Annotated in this window: 14 protein-coding genes; 7 read left to right on the top strand and 7 right to left on the bottom strand. The window is 53.3% G+C overall.

Annotated features, from left to right (window positions below):
- Positions 1-139: 139 nt before the first annotated feature.
- Entirely contained in the window at positions 140-532 is a 393-nt protein-coding gene (locus tag EPA93_RS08395; RefSeq protein ID WP_129886619.1) for a DUF1398 domain-containing protein, read from the top strand.
- A gap of 157 nt (positions 533-689) precedes the next feature.
- Positions 690-2,036, top strand: coding sequence for a serine hydrolase domain-containing protein (locus tag EPA93_RS08390; protein ID WP_129886618.1), 1,347 nt, complete (start codon positions 690-692; stop codon positions 2,034-2,036).
- Positions 2,037-2,054: 18 nt separating this feature from the next.
- On the opposite strand, the gene EPA93_RS08385 is transcribed toward EPA93_RS08390, so the two are convergent.
- Positions 2,055-3,401 (bottom strand): MFS transporter, encoded by a 1,347-nt coding sequence (locus EPA93_RS08385; RefSeq protein ID WP_165422964.1) that lies wholly within the window; start codon positions 3,399-3,401, stop codon positions 2,055-2,057.
- A 123-nt stretch (positions 3,402-3,524) separates the two neighbouring features.
- Here EPA93_RS08385 and EPA93_RS08380 point away from each other — a divergent pair, with 123 nt between their 5' ends.
- A complete protein-coding gene (locus EPA93_RS08380; RefSeq protein ID WP_165422963.1) occupies positions 3,525-4,175 on the top strand; it encodes a CGNR zinc finger domain-containing protein in 651 nt (216 codons plus the stop codon).
- A 91-nt stretch (positions 4,176-4,266) separates the two neighbouring features.
- A complete protein-coding gene (locus tag EPA93_RS08375) occupies positions 4,267-4,809 on the top strand; it encodes an RNA 2'-phosphotransferase (protein ID WP_129886615.1) in 543 nt (180 codons plus the stop codon).
- Between the two features lie 35 nt (positions 4,810-4,844).
- Here the strand turns inward: EPA93_RS08375 and EPA93_RS08370 are convergent, their stop codons facing one another.
- Complete coding sequence (locus EPA93_RS08370; RefSeq protein ID WP_165422962.1) at positions 4,845-5,423, bottom strand: TetR/AcrR family transcriptional regulator; 579 nt, start codon at positions 5,421-5,423, stop codon at positions 4,845-4,847.
- Positions 5,424-5,663: 240 nt separating this feature from the next.
- Between EPA93_RS08370 and EPA93_RS08365 the strand changes: the two genes are divergently transcribed.
- Positions 5,664-6,704 carry an aldo/keto reductase gene (locus EPA93_RS08365; RefSeq protein ID WP_129886613.1) on the top strand — a complete coding sequence of 347 codons (1,041 nt, stop codon included), beginning with the start codon at positions 5,664-5,666 and terminating at the stop codon, positions 6,702-6,704.
- A 293-nt stretch (positions 6,705-6,997) separates the two neighbouring features.
- Entirely contained in the window at positions 6,998-7,603 is a 606-nt protein-coding gene (locus EPA93_RS08360; RefSeq protein ID WP_129886612.1) for an isochorismatase family protein, read from the top strand.
- Positions 7,604-7,743: 140 nt separating this feature from the next.
- Here the strand turns inward: EPA93_RS08360 and EPA93_RS08355 are convergent, their stop codons facing one another.
- The 4 genes from EPA93_RS08355 to EPA93_RS08340 form a co-directional block, all read right to left on the bottom strand.
- Positions 7,744-8,532, bottom strand: a complete 789-nt coding sequence (locus EPA93_RS08355) for a GNAT family N-acetyltransferase (RefSeq protein ID WP_129886611.1) — start codon at positions 8,530-8,532, stop codon at positions 7,744-7,746.
- A gap of 48 nt (positions 8,533-8,580) precedes the next feature.
- Entirely contained in the window at positions 8,581-9,474 is an 894-nt protein-coding gene (locus EPA93_RS08350; protein WP_129886610.1) for an alpha/beta fold hydrolase, read from the bottom strand.
- A gap of 129 nt (positions 9,475-9,603) precedes the next feature.
- The gene (locus tag EPA93_RS08345; protein ID WP_129886609.1) at positions 9,604-10,548 is read right to left on the bottom strand and encodes an RNA polymerase sigma factor; all 945 of its coding nucleotides are present in this window, start codon (positions 10,546-10,548) and stop codon (positions 9,604-9,606) included.
- Between the two features lie 217 nt (positions 10,549-10,765).
- Positions 10,766-11,635 carry a helix-turn-helix transcriptional regulator gene (locus EPA93_RS08340; RefSeq protein WP_129886608.1) on the bottom strand — a complete coding sequence of 290 codons (870 nt, stop codon included), beginning with the start codon at positions 11,633-11,635 and terminating at the stop codon, positions 10,766-10,768.
- A gap of 205 nt (positions 11,636-11,840) precedes the next feature.
- Between EPA93_RS08340 and EPA93_RS08335 the strand changes: the two genes are divergently transcribed.
- Entirely contained in the window at positions 11,841-12,851 is a 1,011-nt protein-coding gene (locus EPA93_RS08335; RefSeq protein WP_129886607.1) for an LLM class flavin-dependent oxidoreductase, read from the top strand.
- Between the two features lie 170 nt (positions 12,852-13,021).
- Here EPA93_RS08335 and EPA93_RS08330 read toward each other — a convergent pair whose 3' ends face one another.
- Positions 13,022-14,713 carry an ABC transporter ATP-binding protein gene (locus EPA93_RS08330; RefSeq protein ID WP_422877882.1) on the bottom strand — a complete coding sequence of 564 codons (1,692 nt, stop codon included), beginning with the start codon at positions 14,711-14,713 and terminating at the stop codon, positions 13,022-13,024.
- Positions 14,714-15,169 lie beyond the last annotated feature (456 nt).

The following is a 15,169-nucleotide window of genomic DNA, read 5'->3' as shown; positions in this document are numbered from 1 at the left end:
TTCCAACTCGGCAGGCTTTTCCACATACAGCTTCAAAGTGGCGATGGAGTACCTGGTCAGAATAACAAGAACTCTTCTCCAGGCATAGAAGAAGCTCGGTCCGTAGCTTCCAATCACCCGATCCTGGTATAATTACGCTATGTTTACACTTGAGCAAATCAACGCTATCCATGATCGTCTCGGCACTATGGAGGGTTTCCCTCAGTATGTGCGAGCGCTCCATGCGCTAGGCATCGAAAAATACGATTCCTACCTCACAGATGGACATTCTGAATATTTTGGCAAGGGTGGGCAAAAGCTTGCCTCTCCTGCCGTCCACGAAACACTCGCTATCAGCGACACCAGCGACAGAGAAAAAGTTCTTGCCCATCTTGACCTTCATGGCCAGAGAAAAACAAGCTATCTGGAGATGTCCCGAGGGCTGGCAGAGAGCGGCGTAGAAAAATGGACTGTGGATACGCATAACATGACGCTTGCTTATTATGATAAGCAGGGAAATGAATTGCTGATTGAGCAGATAGTCAGCCGCTAGCTTTTCAGAGCCCGCAGTGCTCACAAGATCCCGTGAAGCAAGTACAATTCAGGCAAGGAGTTCTCATGTACTTGCTTTATCTCTCTTTGTAAATATGGCTCAGCTTTGAGGTTCTGAGTCTAAAGGCCAGGTGATATGAAAGGATCGCTGGAAGATCATGGATGCGAGAGAGAAAGTCAATGCGCTTGAACAAGTCGCACAGGCTGAGCTTCAAGCGGTGCAAGCCCCAGGAGCGGCAGTCGCGGTTGTCTACGAAGACGAGGTACTTCTGGCCAAAGTCTTTGGCATCGCCAATAGCGAAACGAAGGCTCCCGTCTCTGCAGACATGCTTTTCCGTATCGGCTCGGTAACAAAAGTAATCACTGCCTACACCTTGCTCAGCCTCATGCACGAACAGCGCCTCAACGTGCATACCCCCATTGGCGAGTATGTTCCTGACCTTCCTCAACTCCTCAAATCGTTGACGGTCCATCAATTGCTGAGCCATACAGCCGGATTAAAAGACGATGATAGCGATTACGGCCCACATGATGAAGGTGCATTGGGAAAAGCCGTTCGCCACTATGACCAGCGCCATTTTTGTGCCGAACCGGGTACTATCTTTTCCTATTCGGGGCTTGGTTATGCTATTGCGGGGGTTGTCATTGAAGCCATCGGCAAGAAATCGTATGCCCAGGTGGTTACAGAGCGCATCCTCAATCCTCTACAGATGAGACGTAGCACCTTTTCCTTAACTCAAGCAATGACCTATCCTTTCTCGCAAGGCCACCGAGCTACGGCATCTGGGAGTTGGAATCTGGTTCGCCCATATGACGATAATGCCACACGCTGGCCCGCTGGTTTTCTGTTTTCCAACGTGATCGAGCTGGCCCGTTTTTCCATGGCTTTTATGAATGGCGGTCAGTTTGAAGGAGAGCAAGTGCTCGGCCCTGAAGTGATCTCTACGCTTGCTCAAGCGCATGCGCAGCCGCCAGACGCTCCCGAAGGCCGCTCTTACGGATATGGCCTCTACCTGGGAGAATATGCTGGAATGCGCACCCTGGAACATAGTGGCGGAAGAAGAGGATTTTGCAGTTTTCTCCAGATGTTCCCAGAGCAACGTTTTGCCATCATCCAACTCGTCAATCAGGCCAACGTGCTCTTGAAGAAAACACAGGAGAAAGCGCTTGAGCTCGTCCTCTCTCCTCCTTCCCATTCCTCTACACCTTTGCCGGATTCCTTCCCAACCCCATCAGAAGGAAACACGCTCATTGGTTGCTATGCTTCTCCTGACATAAACGCGACAGAAAATGATGATATCAGGATAGTAAGAAAAGACAACAGGCTGATGCTCCATTTCGGAGATGAAAGCAAAGCGCTTCCAGTCCTAAAAAGAAGCGAAACGCGTTTCGCTATTCGGCCGAGTCCCGAACTTCAGCCAATTGAGCTAGTGCTCCAGCAAGGCTTGAACAAGCAAGAGGAGTATCTTTGTTGGGCCAATCGGGCATATAAACGCCGGACCTGAAGCAAGCCCGCACTGCTGCTAGTCCAGCATGCCCACGTTCGTCTCGCCTGGCTTCTCCAAAGCCGATGTTGCTAGCTCATCAACTAGAGTGGATGGACTACGTAGTTTTGGTACCGGCGAGAACACAATCCATAGCCAGGTTGACAGCAAGCCCAGCGCACCCACCAGGAGAGTCAGGCGCAAGCCAATCCACGCACCCAGAAAGCCGCCCAGCAGTGCTCCCACGGGAAGGGCGCCAGAGACTAGCAAACGATAGCTAGCATTGGCACGCCCCCGTAATCGATCTGGGATGAGCGTCTGGCGAATACTATCCACGTGGACATTGCAGCCCGTGATCCCAATGCCTTGCAAGAAAAATGCCCCTAATAGGAAGCCCAATGCTCCCGGCGTCGAGCTGGTAATGCCTGGGAGAACGAGAAGCGTCGCATCACTCAAAGCAGCGGCCCCAAGGATCGTGAAACCAACACCGATGCGACGAGCTACAGGACTTGTGAGGGCGGCACCACACAATGCCCCAACGCTACCAACAGCAAAGAGCAAGCCGATAATCCCTGAACTATAATGCAGTTCACGCACGGCATACAGCATGAACACGGTCAGGATCACTTGCCAGAACAGATTGTAGCTGGCTGCTTCGCCAGCGAAAGCGCGTAGGTAGCGATTGAGGAACGTGACGCGAAAGCCTTCACTAATTTCCGGCAAGAGGCTGCGCAGGTCAATTGAAGCTGCTGGTCTGGGTTCAGGCGTGCGCACAAGTAGGAGGCTTCCAGCGGCCACGAAAAAGGAGAGGGCATCAACTACAACGGCGAGGGGAGCCGAAATCCACTGCACTAGAATACCAGCCAGACCAGGACCCCCAATCTCCGCCACGGACTGGCTTACACTGAGCTTACTGTTACCTTCAACCAGTTGCTCGCGCGGCAGCAAGGTCGGCAAAAACGCCTGAAAGGCCAGATAGAACAGCATGGTTAAACACCCGGCCAAGGCTGCAATGATATACAGGTACTCGATGCGTAACATGCCCAGCAAGGCGAACAGCGGTATCAGTCCCAACAGGACTCCACGCCCAATATTTGTTGCAACGAGGATGGGACGGCGCCTGTGATGATCAATCCAGACACCTGCGAACAAGGTCAAAAACAGAAACGGAGCAAAGCCAACCGCGTTGAGGAGTCCCATCTGCACAGGGGTAGCCTTGAGCAGGATGACAGCCGTTAAGGGCAAGGCCAGGGTGGTTACCTGTGATCCAATCAGCGAAACCGTCTCTCCAGTCCATAACTTGAGAAAATCAGGATAGTGCCACAGTGCGCCGAAACGTGTGGAAGGACGAGTATACTGTTGAGTATTTGCGCTCTCTTTCGGCATCGTTGTTCTCCCTTGACATCCTTTTTTCTTACCTGCTATCATCACTTTATGGGTAAGATGGTAGCAGCGATTACCTTACCTGTCAAGTCATTTTTATTGGTAAGAATAGGACGAGGTGGGCAAATGAATACAAGCAAGGCTGAAATCGAGACGCTTCGACTATTAGGTGGACGGCTGTGCCTGGACTTCGCTAATACAATGGACCCACGTCTAGGCAATCATCCGTGCGATTATCTCAGAGACTACTCCGATCTGCTGCAATGGAGCCTGCATGTGGGTCTGCTCGCTAAAGACGAAGCAGAGCAGTTGCAGGAAAATGCGGCCCAGCGCCCCGTTGAGGCCGCCACGACGTTTGAGCAAGCCATTACCCTACGGGAGACCCTCTATCGCATCTTCTCCACCCTCGCTCGCAACGCGTTTCCAGAGAAGAGCGATCTGGATAACTTGAAAGCTATGTTCGTTAGGGCCACGACGCACGCCCAGCTCATTCCTGCAACTCATGGCTTGCAATGGGACTGGACAGAGCGCGCGCCTGCTCTCGCTCAGATGTTGTGGCCTGTGGTGCATTCAGCCATAGAACTCTTGACCTCTGAAGAGGTGAAGAAAGTCAAAGAATGCCCGGGAGTTGGGGATTGCGGCTGGCTCTTTCTTGATACCAGTAAGAACGGCAGCCGCCAATGGTGCAGCATGGAAGGCTGCGGGAGCCGGGCCAAGATGCGCCGGCAATACGCGCGGAAACGCGCCAATAGTTCGCAGCATATCGATTCTGCTTGACGGAATGTTTCTGGCGGCCGATCTTACCTGTACATAACATTATCCTTGCTCTATACTTGGGGAAATATAAACGCGAGAGAAGAGGTAAGTTATGGAAGAACACCGCCTTAATCAGTTAAGCCGCACAATGGCCTACGCCTTGCGCCACGCTCCTGAACAGTTTAGCTTGACGCTTGATGCAGAAGGCTGGGTCTCTGTTCAGGATTTAGCCGCTGCTTTACAGAGGCGTCGTGCCTGGCGAGATGTGCAAGAAGGCGACTTCGCAGCAGTAATTTCACAATCTGAAAAGAAGCGTTATGAGATACGTGACGGCCTGATACGCGCTTACTATGGGCACTCAACTCCGCAAAAGGTCACAAAGGAGCCTGCAATTCCCCCTGAGATCCTGTGGCACGGCACAACTCGCAGTGCTGCCAATACCATATGTCGTGAAGGCCTGAAACCTATGGGCCGGCAGTATACGCATCTCTCCTCCGACAAGGAAACCGCAAGGCAGGTGGCGCTTCGCCGAACTTCACAGCCTGCCATTTTGCAAATAGCTGCCTTGCAGGCCCATCAGCAAGGGATCAAGTTCTATCTTGGCAACGATAGCGTCTGGCTAGCTGAGCACGTTCCGCCTCAATTCATTCAATGAGGGAAACATATGAACGCTTTGCGCAAGAAGAGCGCTTATCTTGCCTCGCCCTGCAGTGAAGACGGCTCGACCATGAGGCCTTGGAGATAGTGAGCCATCTGTTCGACCGAAGCAGGCAAATCGTTGACGATCCACCAGGCGAGCATGCTTACGATCGCTCCTGCATAGAAATGAGCCAGCAGGGGTAAAGGCGCTCCCCATTGTTTTCCCGCCTGTTCAGCCTGCTGCATTTTCGCCTCAAGGCTTTCCATGAAACGATCCCGCAGCCAGCCTTGAAAGTCGTTCCCGCCCTGGCCACAGAGCATAATCCGATAGAGATGTTTATGGCTCGCGACATGGACAAAAAACACCTGGTAGGTGGAAGCGCCCTCATTAGCTCTATTGCTCTGCGCCATAAGCATTTCATACGTCTCCTGCATACCACACCTGAGCAGATCGTACTTATCCTCATAATGGTTGTAGAAGGTAGTTCGATGGACCATCGCCCGCTCACAAATATCCTTCACAGTGAGCGTTTCAAACTCCCGCTCGCCCATTAATGCTAGCAGGGCCTCCCATAGCAGTTTGTGAGTGCGCCGTACGCGTAAATCGACCGGCTCTTGTGTGTGGCTCATCGAAGCTCTTTCCTTATCTAACATTGCCCAGTTTCTCGACAGAGGGCCTGTTGTGTCGGATACTCGACACAGCCCGTTATATTGTTTCTTGCCTCACTTGTTTGCCCACAGTATAGTCAAAGCTACTGCTTATGTAAAGATACTTGACACGTGGTAGAACGGAGCCGAATTTCCGTTTGAGATCATTGAGGATAAGGGCTCTTCTAGCATGTGCTCTGGCAATCCATGAAAAGGGGAACGATGATGACAACCGAACAGCGCCAATTGGGCACCTCACAAGTGGCAGTCCCGCCTTTGGGTATCGGCCTAGCGAGTTGGGGGACGAAGCAAAGCAGCTATGGAAGCACTGCCCGCGAGGATCTGCGCCAAACGTATCGCGCCTGCCTTGATGCCGGCCTCACGTTTTTTGATACGGCTCCTATGTATGGGGATGGCGAATCGGAGCGCTTGCTTGGAGAGTTTCGGCGCCGCGATGGCCGTCCAATCACGATTTCGAGCAAATTCGCACCTCCCAGCCTTTTTACGCCATCGTTTACCCGCGCATCTCCACGCGCCAGATTGCTCAAAGCGCTGGATAGTAGCCTCCTGCGACTCGGCGTCGAGTGCATCGATCTCTATCAACTCCATCTCCCTCCCGCTGAGAGTCTGCTTGACAGTTACATGGATGCTCTGGCCGAAGCCGTCAAGATGGGCAAGGTGCGCGCGGTCGGTCTGTGCAATTTTCGCACATCCCTCATGCGACAGGCGCAGGCACGCCTGGCCTCTCACGGCATTTCGTTGGCATCTACGATGGTTGGCTACAACGTGCTAAGGCGCTATCCCGAGACCAATGGAGTGCTGGATGCTTGCCGTAAGTTACAGATGACGCTGATTGCCTATGCCCCACTGGCCGAAGGTATTCTGACGGGCAAGTACCGCGCTGGTACAGTGCCAATACCGGGCGCCTATCGCCTCCTTTTCTACCTGGAACAATTGGATTTCTTAAAAGAAAGAGGAGAGAGCAGACCACTCCTGCGGCGCGTTTTTTCGACGCCACTTCCGTTGAAACAAAAGCAACTGGAGCCATTGTTTGTGGTCCTGGAGGAGATTGCCCAGTTCCATGGAAAAATTATCGCCCAGGTAGCGCTCAATTGGCTCATGAGCGCAGAGACGCTGGTGATCCCCATTCCAGGCGCGAAGAACATCCGGCAGGCTCGCGAGAACGCTGGCGCGCTTGGCTGGCGCTTGACTGATGCTGAGCGCACATGCATCAACCAGGCCGAGCACGCTTTGCACGACTAGCTTATCTTATCCTGCCAACGTAGCTGGGCTTTCGCCCTCATGATCGCTTTTCAAGAAAACGACTGCGGAGAATCTGCTAGCAGGAATAGTGAGATTTACACTAAGGGCGATGAGCGCTTATCGTATTGGAGGAATTTCCACGCAAGAAAAGATGGTTATATACTGTCTAACAACGTGCTGAAACCTTCTCCTCATATTGAGCGTGTCACCAGGAAATGCGGGCACGCTCCTCCGCTTTGACTTACCTGACCAAGCTAACACGGTTTTGCTCTATCCTGGAAGGAAACATGTGAATGAACAATCCATTGACGCCTGAGAATGCTGTTATGATTTTTTTTGATGATCAAACAGGTTTGATGCTGGCTACGGGCAGTATAGAAACGCAGGCGCTGCAACAGAATATCGCAGCGCTAGCTCGTGTCGCCCATATTTTTCACCTTCCGGTCGTACTCACCACAAGTGCCGCTACCAATCCCCAAGGGCCTGGACCACTGATTCCAGAGTTACGTGAGGCATTTCCTGACCTCCCTCCCATCGACCGCACGACTATTGGTGCGTGGGAAGATCCACGGATCACTGATGCCATCAGGCAAACTGGAAGAAAAAAGCTGCTGTTGTCTGGCATTGCCACCGATGCTGGCATTGCCATGACCGCGCTTTCTGCTAAAGAAGCAGGCTACGAGGTCTATGTCGTCACTGATGCGAGTGCCACGTGGAGTGCGCAAGCTGAGACGGCTGCCCTGCTGCGGCTGACACAGGCTGGCGTGATCTTGATGTCATGGGTGGCGGTCGCAGCCGAGCTCCAAATGGACTGGTCACGACCCACCTCCGATGCCTTGGCGCAGCTGCTGAGCACGCATATCACGCGCTGGAGCTACCTTGCTGCTCACCACAGCTAACAGACGTTGGCCTCCGGCGATGTCTCAGGCGCCGACTCACTTGATGAAGCTTGCGCGATTTTGTAGCGCCATGCATCGCAGGCGAAGTAGTGCGCCTGATCTCGACAAACAGTGGTCAGAAGACTTTGTTGCGAGACGTCCTATGACCTATCGCCAGGAACATACTTATCAAGAGAGCAGACCTGCTCAAATCCCAGGGTGTGCAAAATGGGTGCCGAGGTCTCTGGATCAGACTGCACAATAGCGGTTGTGGCTCCCCTGGCGCGTGCATCCTCCAGACGTTTCGCTACCATCGTTGTGTAAATCCCTCTGCCTCGATAGGCTTCAAGGGTTGCAGCCCCGAGCAAGACCACAATCCCATGGTCATCAAACACGGAGACCGCTGTGGCAACCGGTTCTTCCTGGTCTGGCACATAGGCAAGATAGAAAGCAACTGGTTGCTCTATCACTTCATAACAGCGATTAATTATGCTCATAGCGTCTCTGTCAAGACCGAAAGCCTCGGCTATCATGGAAAGGTGCGCATTCCACGCGACGAAGGGAACCTCCTTGACGCTGACTTCTTGATTGCTCTTGATCGCCTGATCGATGTTGCGCAAAACCAGGCCTTTGATGCTTCCCTGATAGTTCAGTCCGGCAGCGGTAAGACGCTCACCGAGATTGCTCGGTTGGCTCGTTGGTCCCACAAGCCAACAAAAGAACCTTCCCTCCTGCCGGTATCTTGCCAGCACCTGCGCAATGCCCTTATCCACATTGGCCTTAGTAAAGGTTGCCAGGCCGACCAGGTTGAGCAAGGTGTTTTGTGTGGGAGAGCTCCGTGCCGTCACGCCAGGCACATTTATGGGCCAGACCAGCCCCTCAACATAAGGATAGTAGCCCTGCATCATAAATGTTGCTTCAATCCTGTGCAATAATATCATTTCGTCCATCTATTTATTTTACTCCTGTTTAGCTCTATTACATGTTTATTGTGCGGCTTAGCTAACGAAGTTCCGCACGGCGCTAGCGAATGCATGTGGCTCTTCCAGATGGCCGAAGTGCCCGCTATGCGGCAGTACGACCAACTGGGAAACAGGTAGACCTGCATGCAGCACTTGTGCCCAGGAGGGCACGCAGATAGCATCCTCCTGCCCCGCGAGAACCAGCGTCCGCGCAGCAATGCGACCCAACTCGCCACGCACATCATAAGGCTCTGGCTCCTGTCCGCGAAGTGGGTCGCTCCATGCCCACACTGACTCACGCAGCGGAGCAAACTCGCGCTCACGGCCCCAATAGTCAGCGAAATAGACGGGGAATATCTGTTGCAGTTCGCGAGTGGCATCCTCGTCGGTCGCAGCCGCTTGCGCCTCGGCCGCAAAGACGCGCCGCACGGCGGCCAGGAGCTTCGGCACCTCTGGACGAATGGAGTGACGCGCCGCGAAGCGCTGCAACGCCTCCTCGATGCTCTGCCCAAACTCCGGCCCCGTCGTAGGGGACGTGTCGTACAGAATCAACCCGGAGAGCCGCTGCAAATGATCAAGCGCGTACCGCAGGCCAACAAATCCGCCGTGCGAATGCCCCAGGAAATACACGGTCCCCACCGCCAGATGATCAATCAATGCGTCTACGTGGCGCGTATACCTTGCCAGCGTATAGCCACGCGGATCAGCAAGGCGTCCAGAAGCGCCGGTTCCAATAGGTTCGAGGTAAATCAGCTTCAGAAAGGCTTCAATCAGGGGCATGCGCAGGTAATCCCACCTGACGCCGGGACCGCCTGAATGGACGATACAGACTGGCCCCTCTCCCATGACATGATAGTACTGTTCTATACCATCAATGATGAGATGGTGCGTGCCCTGTGCTAACGCATCTTTGTTCGCTGTATGACTCATCGTTTGTGTTCTCCTCTTTGGTGACGAGCGAACGAATTCGCTCGCTTCCCTCCTCTGATGAAAGGGTCACAAACTAGATGCACAAAGGGCGGCAAAAGTTCGCTGCATCTTCGCCAGCGAGATGGCGGCTCAGGCGGGATCAGCGGCAGGAGGCTGCAGATGAAAGAGGCGACCCCGCTCCACGCGCTGTTTCTTGAGCATGAGCACCCACACGACGCCAGGAGGGCAATGCTTCGGGTCCCAAGGGGGACTGAGGAGTTTAGCTTCGATGATGGTCAGGCGTTGGCTCGCCAGGATCTCCACCGGCTGCTGGCGTACACCGGCCGCAAGGTCTCGCTCTATGACCTGAGCAAGCGTTTCTGTACCCCGCCACGGCTGCCCCTTTGGCCCAAGGAGCGCAAGGTTTGCTGACCAGAACTCGGACAGCACTGAGCGAACGTCGCCTTGCTCTGCTGCCGCGAACAATTCGCGCACCTCGCGCCAGCGACGCGCCGTGAGTACGGCCACATCATCATGCATAGAGGTTGCCGTTGCGAGAAGACGCTCACCCAGCTTGCGCCGCGCCTGATTCAGTCGGCTGCGCACGGTACCGATGGGCACGCCACAGAGAGCAGCGATCTGCTCATAGGAGGTTATTGAGCTGAAGTAGCGCAGCAGCACCACAAGTTGCAATGGCTCGGACAGCTCCTGGAGCGCGTGCCAAACCCAGTCGCGTAAAGCGTGGCGCTCCAACACCTCTTCAGGCGAAGGCGGGTCCACGGGCAGCTGAGGGAGGAAACTCTGATCAGCGATAGGAGCAGCACGCTGGGCGCGCAGGCGCATGCGGCACACATTGCGCACAATTGCGCGCAGCCAGGCCCCTACCGCATGGGGGTCGCGCACCTCTCCCAGCCGCTGCAAGGCCAGCAGGGTCGCATCTTGCACAGCATCCTCGGCTTCAGGGCCAAAGCCAAGCAGACTGAGGGCTACTGCGCGCATCGCGGCGCGGTGGCGTTCAAGCAACAGCCCCAGACTTGGAACATGACCGGCCTGTGCTGCTCGCACCAGTTCACTATCAGTAAGGGTCTTGTCCATCAGGCACCTTTCGTTATCACAGTATCCTCGCTCCTGTCCTCAATCCATTGAGGTTCTGCAGTCTCAGGAGCAAGGTATCGTAGGGTACCATAACATGATGCACAATGCGGGCCAAAAGTTCGCTCCAGGTACTACTGGTTTTCAGCACGCGAGAATGCTAACGATTAACTGATGCGGAACGCATACGCATCAGCCAGGCCGAGCACACTTTGCACGACTAGCTTATCTCATCCTGCCAACGTAGCCTGGCTTCCGCTCTCATGATCGCATCTAGTTTGGCAGCTGTATCGGTTTGCGGCAAGGGCGTATGGACCACCATTTGCCAGTCGGATCGCTCGGGAACCGCGAGCATAGTTTGTTGGAAGGCCAACAAGCCGACGAGCGGGTGCTGAATTTCGCTGGAGCCCTTGCATCTCAAGAGGATATCATGCCGGGGCCACCAAGCACGAAACTCCGGGCTGGCCTCTTGCAAATCGGCTATCAGCTCTGCTAACCATCTATCATCGGGATACTGATCACTCAAGGCCCGGAAGCGTGCAATACAGCCTCTTGCTGCACGTTCCCAATTGGCAAAACGCTTTCGCGAAGAGGGGAGCATGAACATAGACCAGAGCAGATTGCGCGCCCGTTCTTCTGAGCGATGCGTAAAGTCGCCAATGACGCGGCTGGCGCTTTCATTCCAGGCAATCACATTCAAACGCCGATCAAGCACATATGCTGGACAGGCCCCCAATGCATCGAGAATCGCCTGGTATGGCGAGGTCTGGATCTCATGTTCCCGCGGCTCCAACAGCGGCTTTGGACCTCGCGCCAGAATAAACAGATGGCAACGTTCTTCCCCATTCAATTGCAAGATGTCCGCCAGGCGTTCGAGAACTTGACAGGAGACCTGAATATTGCGCCCTTGTTCAAGCCAGGTGTACCAGGAAATGCCCACGCCAACCAGTTGGGCCAGTTCTTCTCGTCTAAGCCCTGGCGTATGTCGCGAAGGTTTTGTCGGGAAGCCAAATTGCTCTGGACGCAGGCGAGCGCGCCGGGTGCGCAAAAAGTCAGCCAATCCCGCGCGGCGCTTCACGCTTTCTGTCATATCCTCACCTGTTCTTTAAAAAGTACCCTCGTAAGCGATGTCTAAAACTGTTACTTTCCACACCTATGATATAACACACTCCTGTTTTCAGCAGCAATGTTGCTCCATAATAATTCGGGCAGATGGCAGAGTCCAGATGCCACAAAGATATCGAGTCGAATGAAATAAGCAAGTTTTTCGGGTCGAATGAAAAAGGAGACACAAGATGCAACAGGAAAACCAGCCTTCAAGCGCTGACACTGTACGCCCCATACATGAGCGCCTCGGGATATTTATTGAGGCCGGCGATAGCGTTGACGCGCTCAGCAGGATACAAGAGGCAGAGCGAGCAGGCGTTAAACAAGTCTGGATGCAGGGAGCGGGGAACGCCGATCCCTTGACAATCTTTGCGGTAGTCGCCACACACACTGACCGGATCAGGCTTGGCACGGCAATTGTTCCCACCTATCCGCGCCATCCTCTGGTAATGGCTCAACAGGCACTTGCCATACACGATTTTGCGCCTGGGCGCTTGCGGCTAGGGATTGGTTCTGGCAATCATGTGCTCATCCAGGACTGGTACGGTTTGGCGCAGACTGCGCCCTTGCCGTATCTCAAAGAATATCTGGAGATTCTACGCGGTGCTTTAAAGGATGGAGCAATTTCCTATCACGGCACGTTTTTCCACGTGGAACATACCTCACGGAACGCCTATGGGCCAATAGCACCACGGCGCGCTACGGTCCCTCTGCTCATCTCGGCAGTTGGCCCGAAAGCCTTCCGCCTGGCCGGTGAAATTACTGATGGAGCAATTTCTTGGATGTGCCCGCTTCCCTATCTGTTAGAATCGGCCCTGCCAGCCCTACGCGCCGGAGCCGAGGCACAAAGCCGCCCTACTCCTCCTATCATCGCCCATATCCGCGTCGCCCTGAGCACAGATGAAGCAAAAGTTAAGGCAAAAGTACGCCAGGGAGTGCAAACAGCCGTGCGCTTTGCGCCTTTCGCAAATATGTTCGCGAAAGCTGGCTTTTCTGGAGCTCTGGCTGGAGACGAAAGAGCAATAGATGCCCTGGCCCAATCCATGGTAGTGAGCGGCACAGAAGCAGCCGTGCGCCAACGCCTGGAAGAGCTTTTGGCAAGCGATCTGGCTGAACTTATGCTGCACCTGCTTCCCATTGAAAATGAGGCACGTGAGCGAGAGCAGTTGCTCCATCTCATCGGCTCGTTCCAGGCCTGATCCCGATTCAACAGGCAGAGAGAAGCAAGAAGCTCCTGCTACTTACTAGAAACAGGAGCTTCAACAAACGCACTGATCTCTCGTATTTCAGCAGGCCAGCCAAGAAAGCTGATGCCCATTCGGTGATGAAGGTAAGGCATTAGCAAACGGTCAAAATCTTAGATTTGGTCTCATATTTTAGCTTGCATGTTGTGCAGGTTCGCATAGACGCCATTCTGGGCCATGAGTTCTGCATGCGTCCCCTGCTCAGCGATCCCGGTCTCAGATAACACCACAATTCTCTGAGCATTGCGAATGGTTGATAGACGATGGGCGATGACAAGCGTTGTGCGATTGTCGGCTAACTTCTCCAACGAATCCTGCACAGCCTTTTCACTTTCATTGTCAAGCGCACTCGTCGCTTCATCAAAAATGATAAGCGGGGGATTTTTGAGGAAGACGCGCGCAATACTCAGTCTCTGCTTTTGGCCGCCTGAGAGCCTGACGCCGCGTTGACCAATGTCTGTGTTATACCCATCCGGTAACGCCATAATAAAATCATGCGCGTGCGCCTGTTTGGCCGCCTTAATGATTTCTTGCTCACTGGCGTCAAGCTTACCATAGCGAATATTGTCTGCGACAGTCCCGGCGAACAGATAGACATCTTGCTGGACAATGCCAATATTCCTACGCAATGAGCGCAAGGTAACATCGCGGATATCATGACCATCCAGTAAGATCTTTCCCGCGCTGACTTCGTAGAAACGCGGAATTAACGAGCAGAGCGTCGTCTTGCCAACGCCGGAAGAACCGACCAGGGCAACGTATTCCCCGGCTCGTATCCTCAGCGAGAGATTCTTCACAACATCCTTATAGTCTTCTTTGTACCTGAAGCTCACATCTTGAAACTCCACCTCCCCGCGCACGAGGGTCAGCTCACGCGCATTCGCCGTATCCTGCAGGTCCGGTTCTATTTCCAGAATCTCCATAAACCGCTGAAATCCGGTAATACCATCCTGATAGAGCCTGCTGAAATTGATTAATTTCCGAATGGGATCGATGAGAATGCCGACACATAAGAGATAGGTCAGCAAATCCGCAAGATTCAAGGAGGCGTGAACAATAGCGATGCCACCCAAAACGATCACAGCGATAGTAATGAGTTGGGAGAACGCACCAAGGCCGCCGAAAAAGTACGCCTCACTTCTATAGCTAGCTCTGCGGCTGCTGAGAAAACGATGATTGGCGTAGGCAAATTTGTGTTTTTCAAACTCTTCGTTGGTAAACGATTTGACAGCTCTGATGCCAGCCAGCGTATCTTCAACTTGCGCATTGATATCGCCAATCCTATCTTTGCTTTTTCGTAACGCGCGTTTTAGCTTTTTATTGAAGTATAGCGCGTAGGCAGTCATGATCGGCACAAAGAGAAAAATAACCAGCGTAAGCGCGACGTTGATCTTCACAAGGATAATAAAAGCGCCAGTGACGGTCAAAAGAGTCACGATGATATCCTCAGGACCATGATGATATAATTCTGCCAACCAGAAAGTATCGTCGGTAATCCTGGTCATGAGCTGACCTACCTTTTGCTCGTCATAAAAGCTAAACGAGAGCTTCTGATAGTGCTCGAATAATTCGCTACGCATGTCACTTTCCATCCTGGCCCCCATCATATGCCCCTGATAGTCGATGAACATGGTACACAGCGCCTGGACAACAACCAGTGCTAGCATAAACGCCCCCATCAGATACATGTCATTGAGCTTGTGGGGCGAATTACTTCCTAAGATATTTTGCGTGATATATTGCGCGCACAACGGAAGCAGCAGTGTAACCGCTGAGACAATCAATGCACAGGCCATATCCGCAAAAAACAGACCCATGTATGGTTTGTAGTACGACAAAAACTTTTTGCTACGTATATGAGCTGGCTTGCTGGCCCTGGATCTAGAACCAGCTCTGGCTAAGGGAAAACGCTTCATCGAGGACTGAAGCGACGGTTTTTTCGTCATCGAACCGGGTGAACGCAAAGTGATGCTCCTCAAAATGGTATTCAGAAAGCGCAAAATGGCACAAGTAATCCTGCTCCAACTCAAAACAAACGAGCGGAGTCAGGGGAAGGATGCGCGACAGAGAGCACCAGCATGTGAGGGAAGAAGATAAAAGGCCAGATCACCGAAAATGAGGGATACAGCTTAAGGAGCTCGAAAAGAGGATATGTTTATTTATAAGTGAGAACAGTAGAACGCGAAAGGCTATCTCAACGTTACACTCTCAGAATATCCTCGCTGGAACTCCTATCCTTCATGCCAGGGATCGATGTTGCGCAATATGCACTT

This window comes from Ktedonosporobacter rubrisoli, from assembly GCF_004208415.1.
Taxonomy (GTDB): Bacteria; Chloroflexota; Ktedonobacteria; order Ktedonobacterales; family Ktedonobacteraceae; genus Ktedonosporobacter; species Ktedonosporobacter rubrisoli.
Note: the sequence above shows the minus strand (reverse complement) of the source record. Positions and strands in the feature narration are given on the sequence as shown.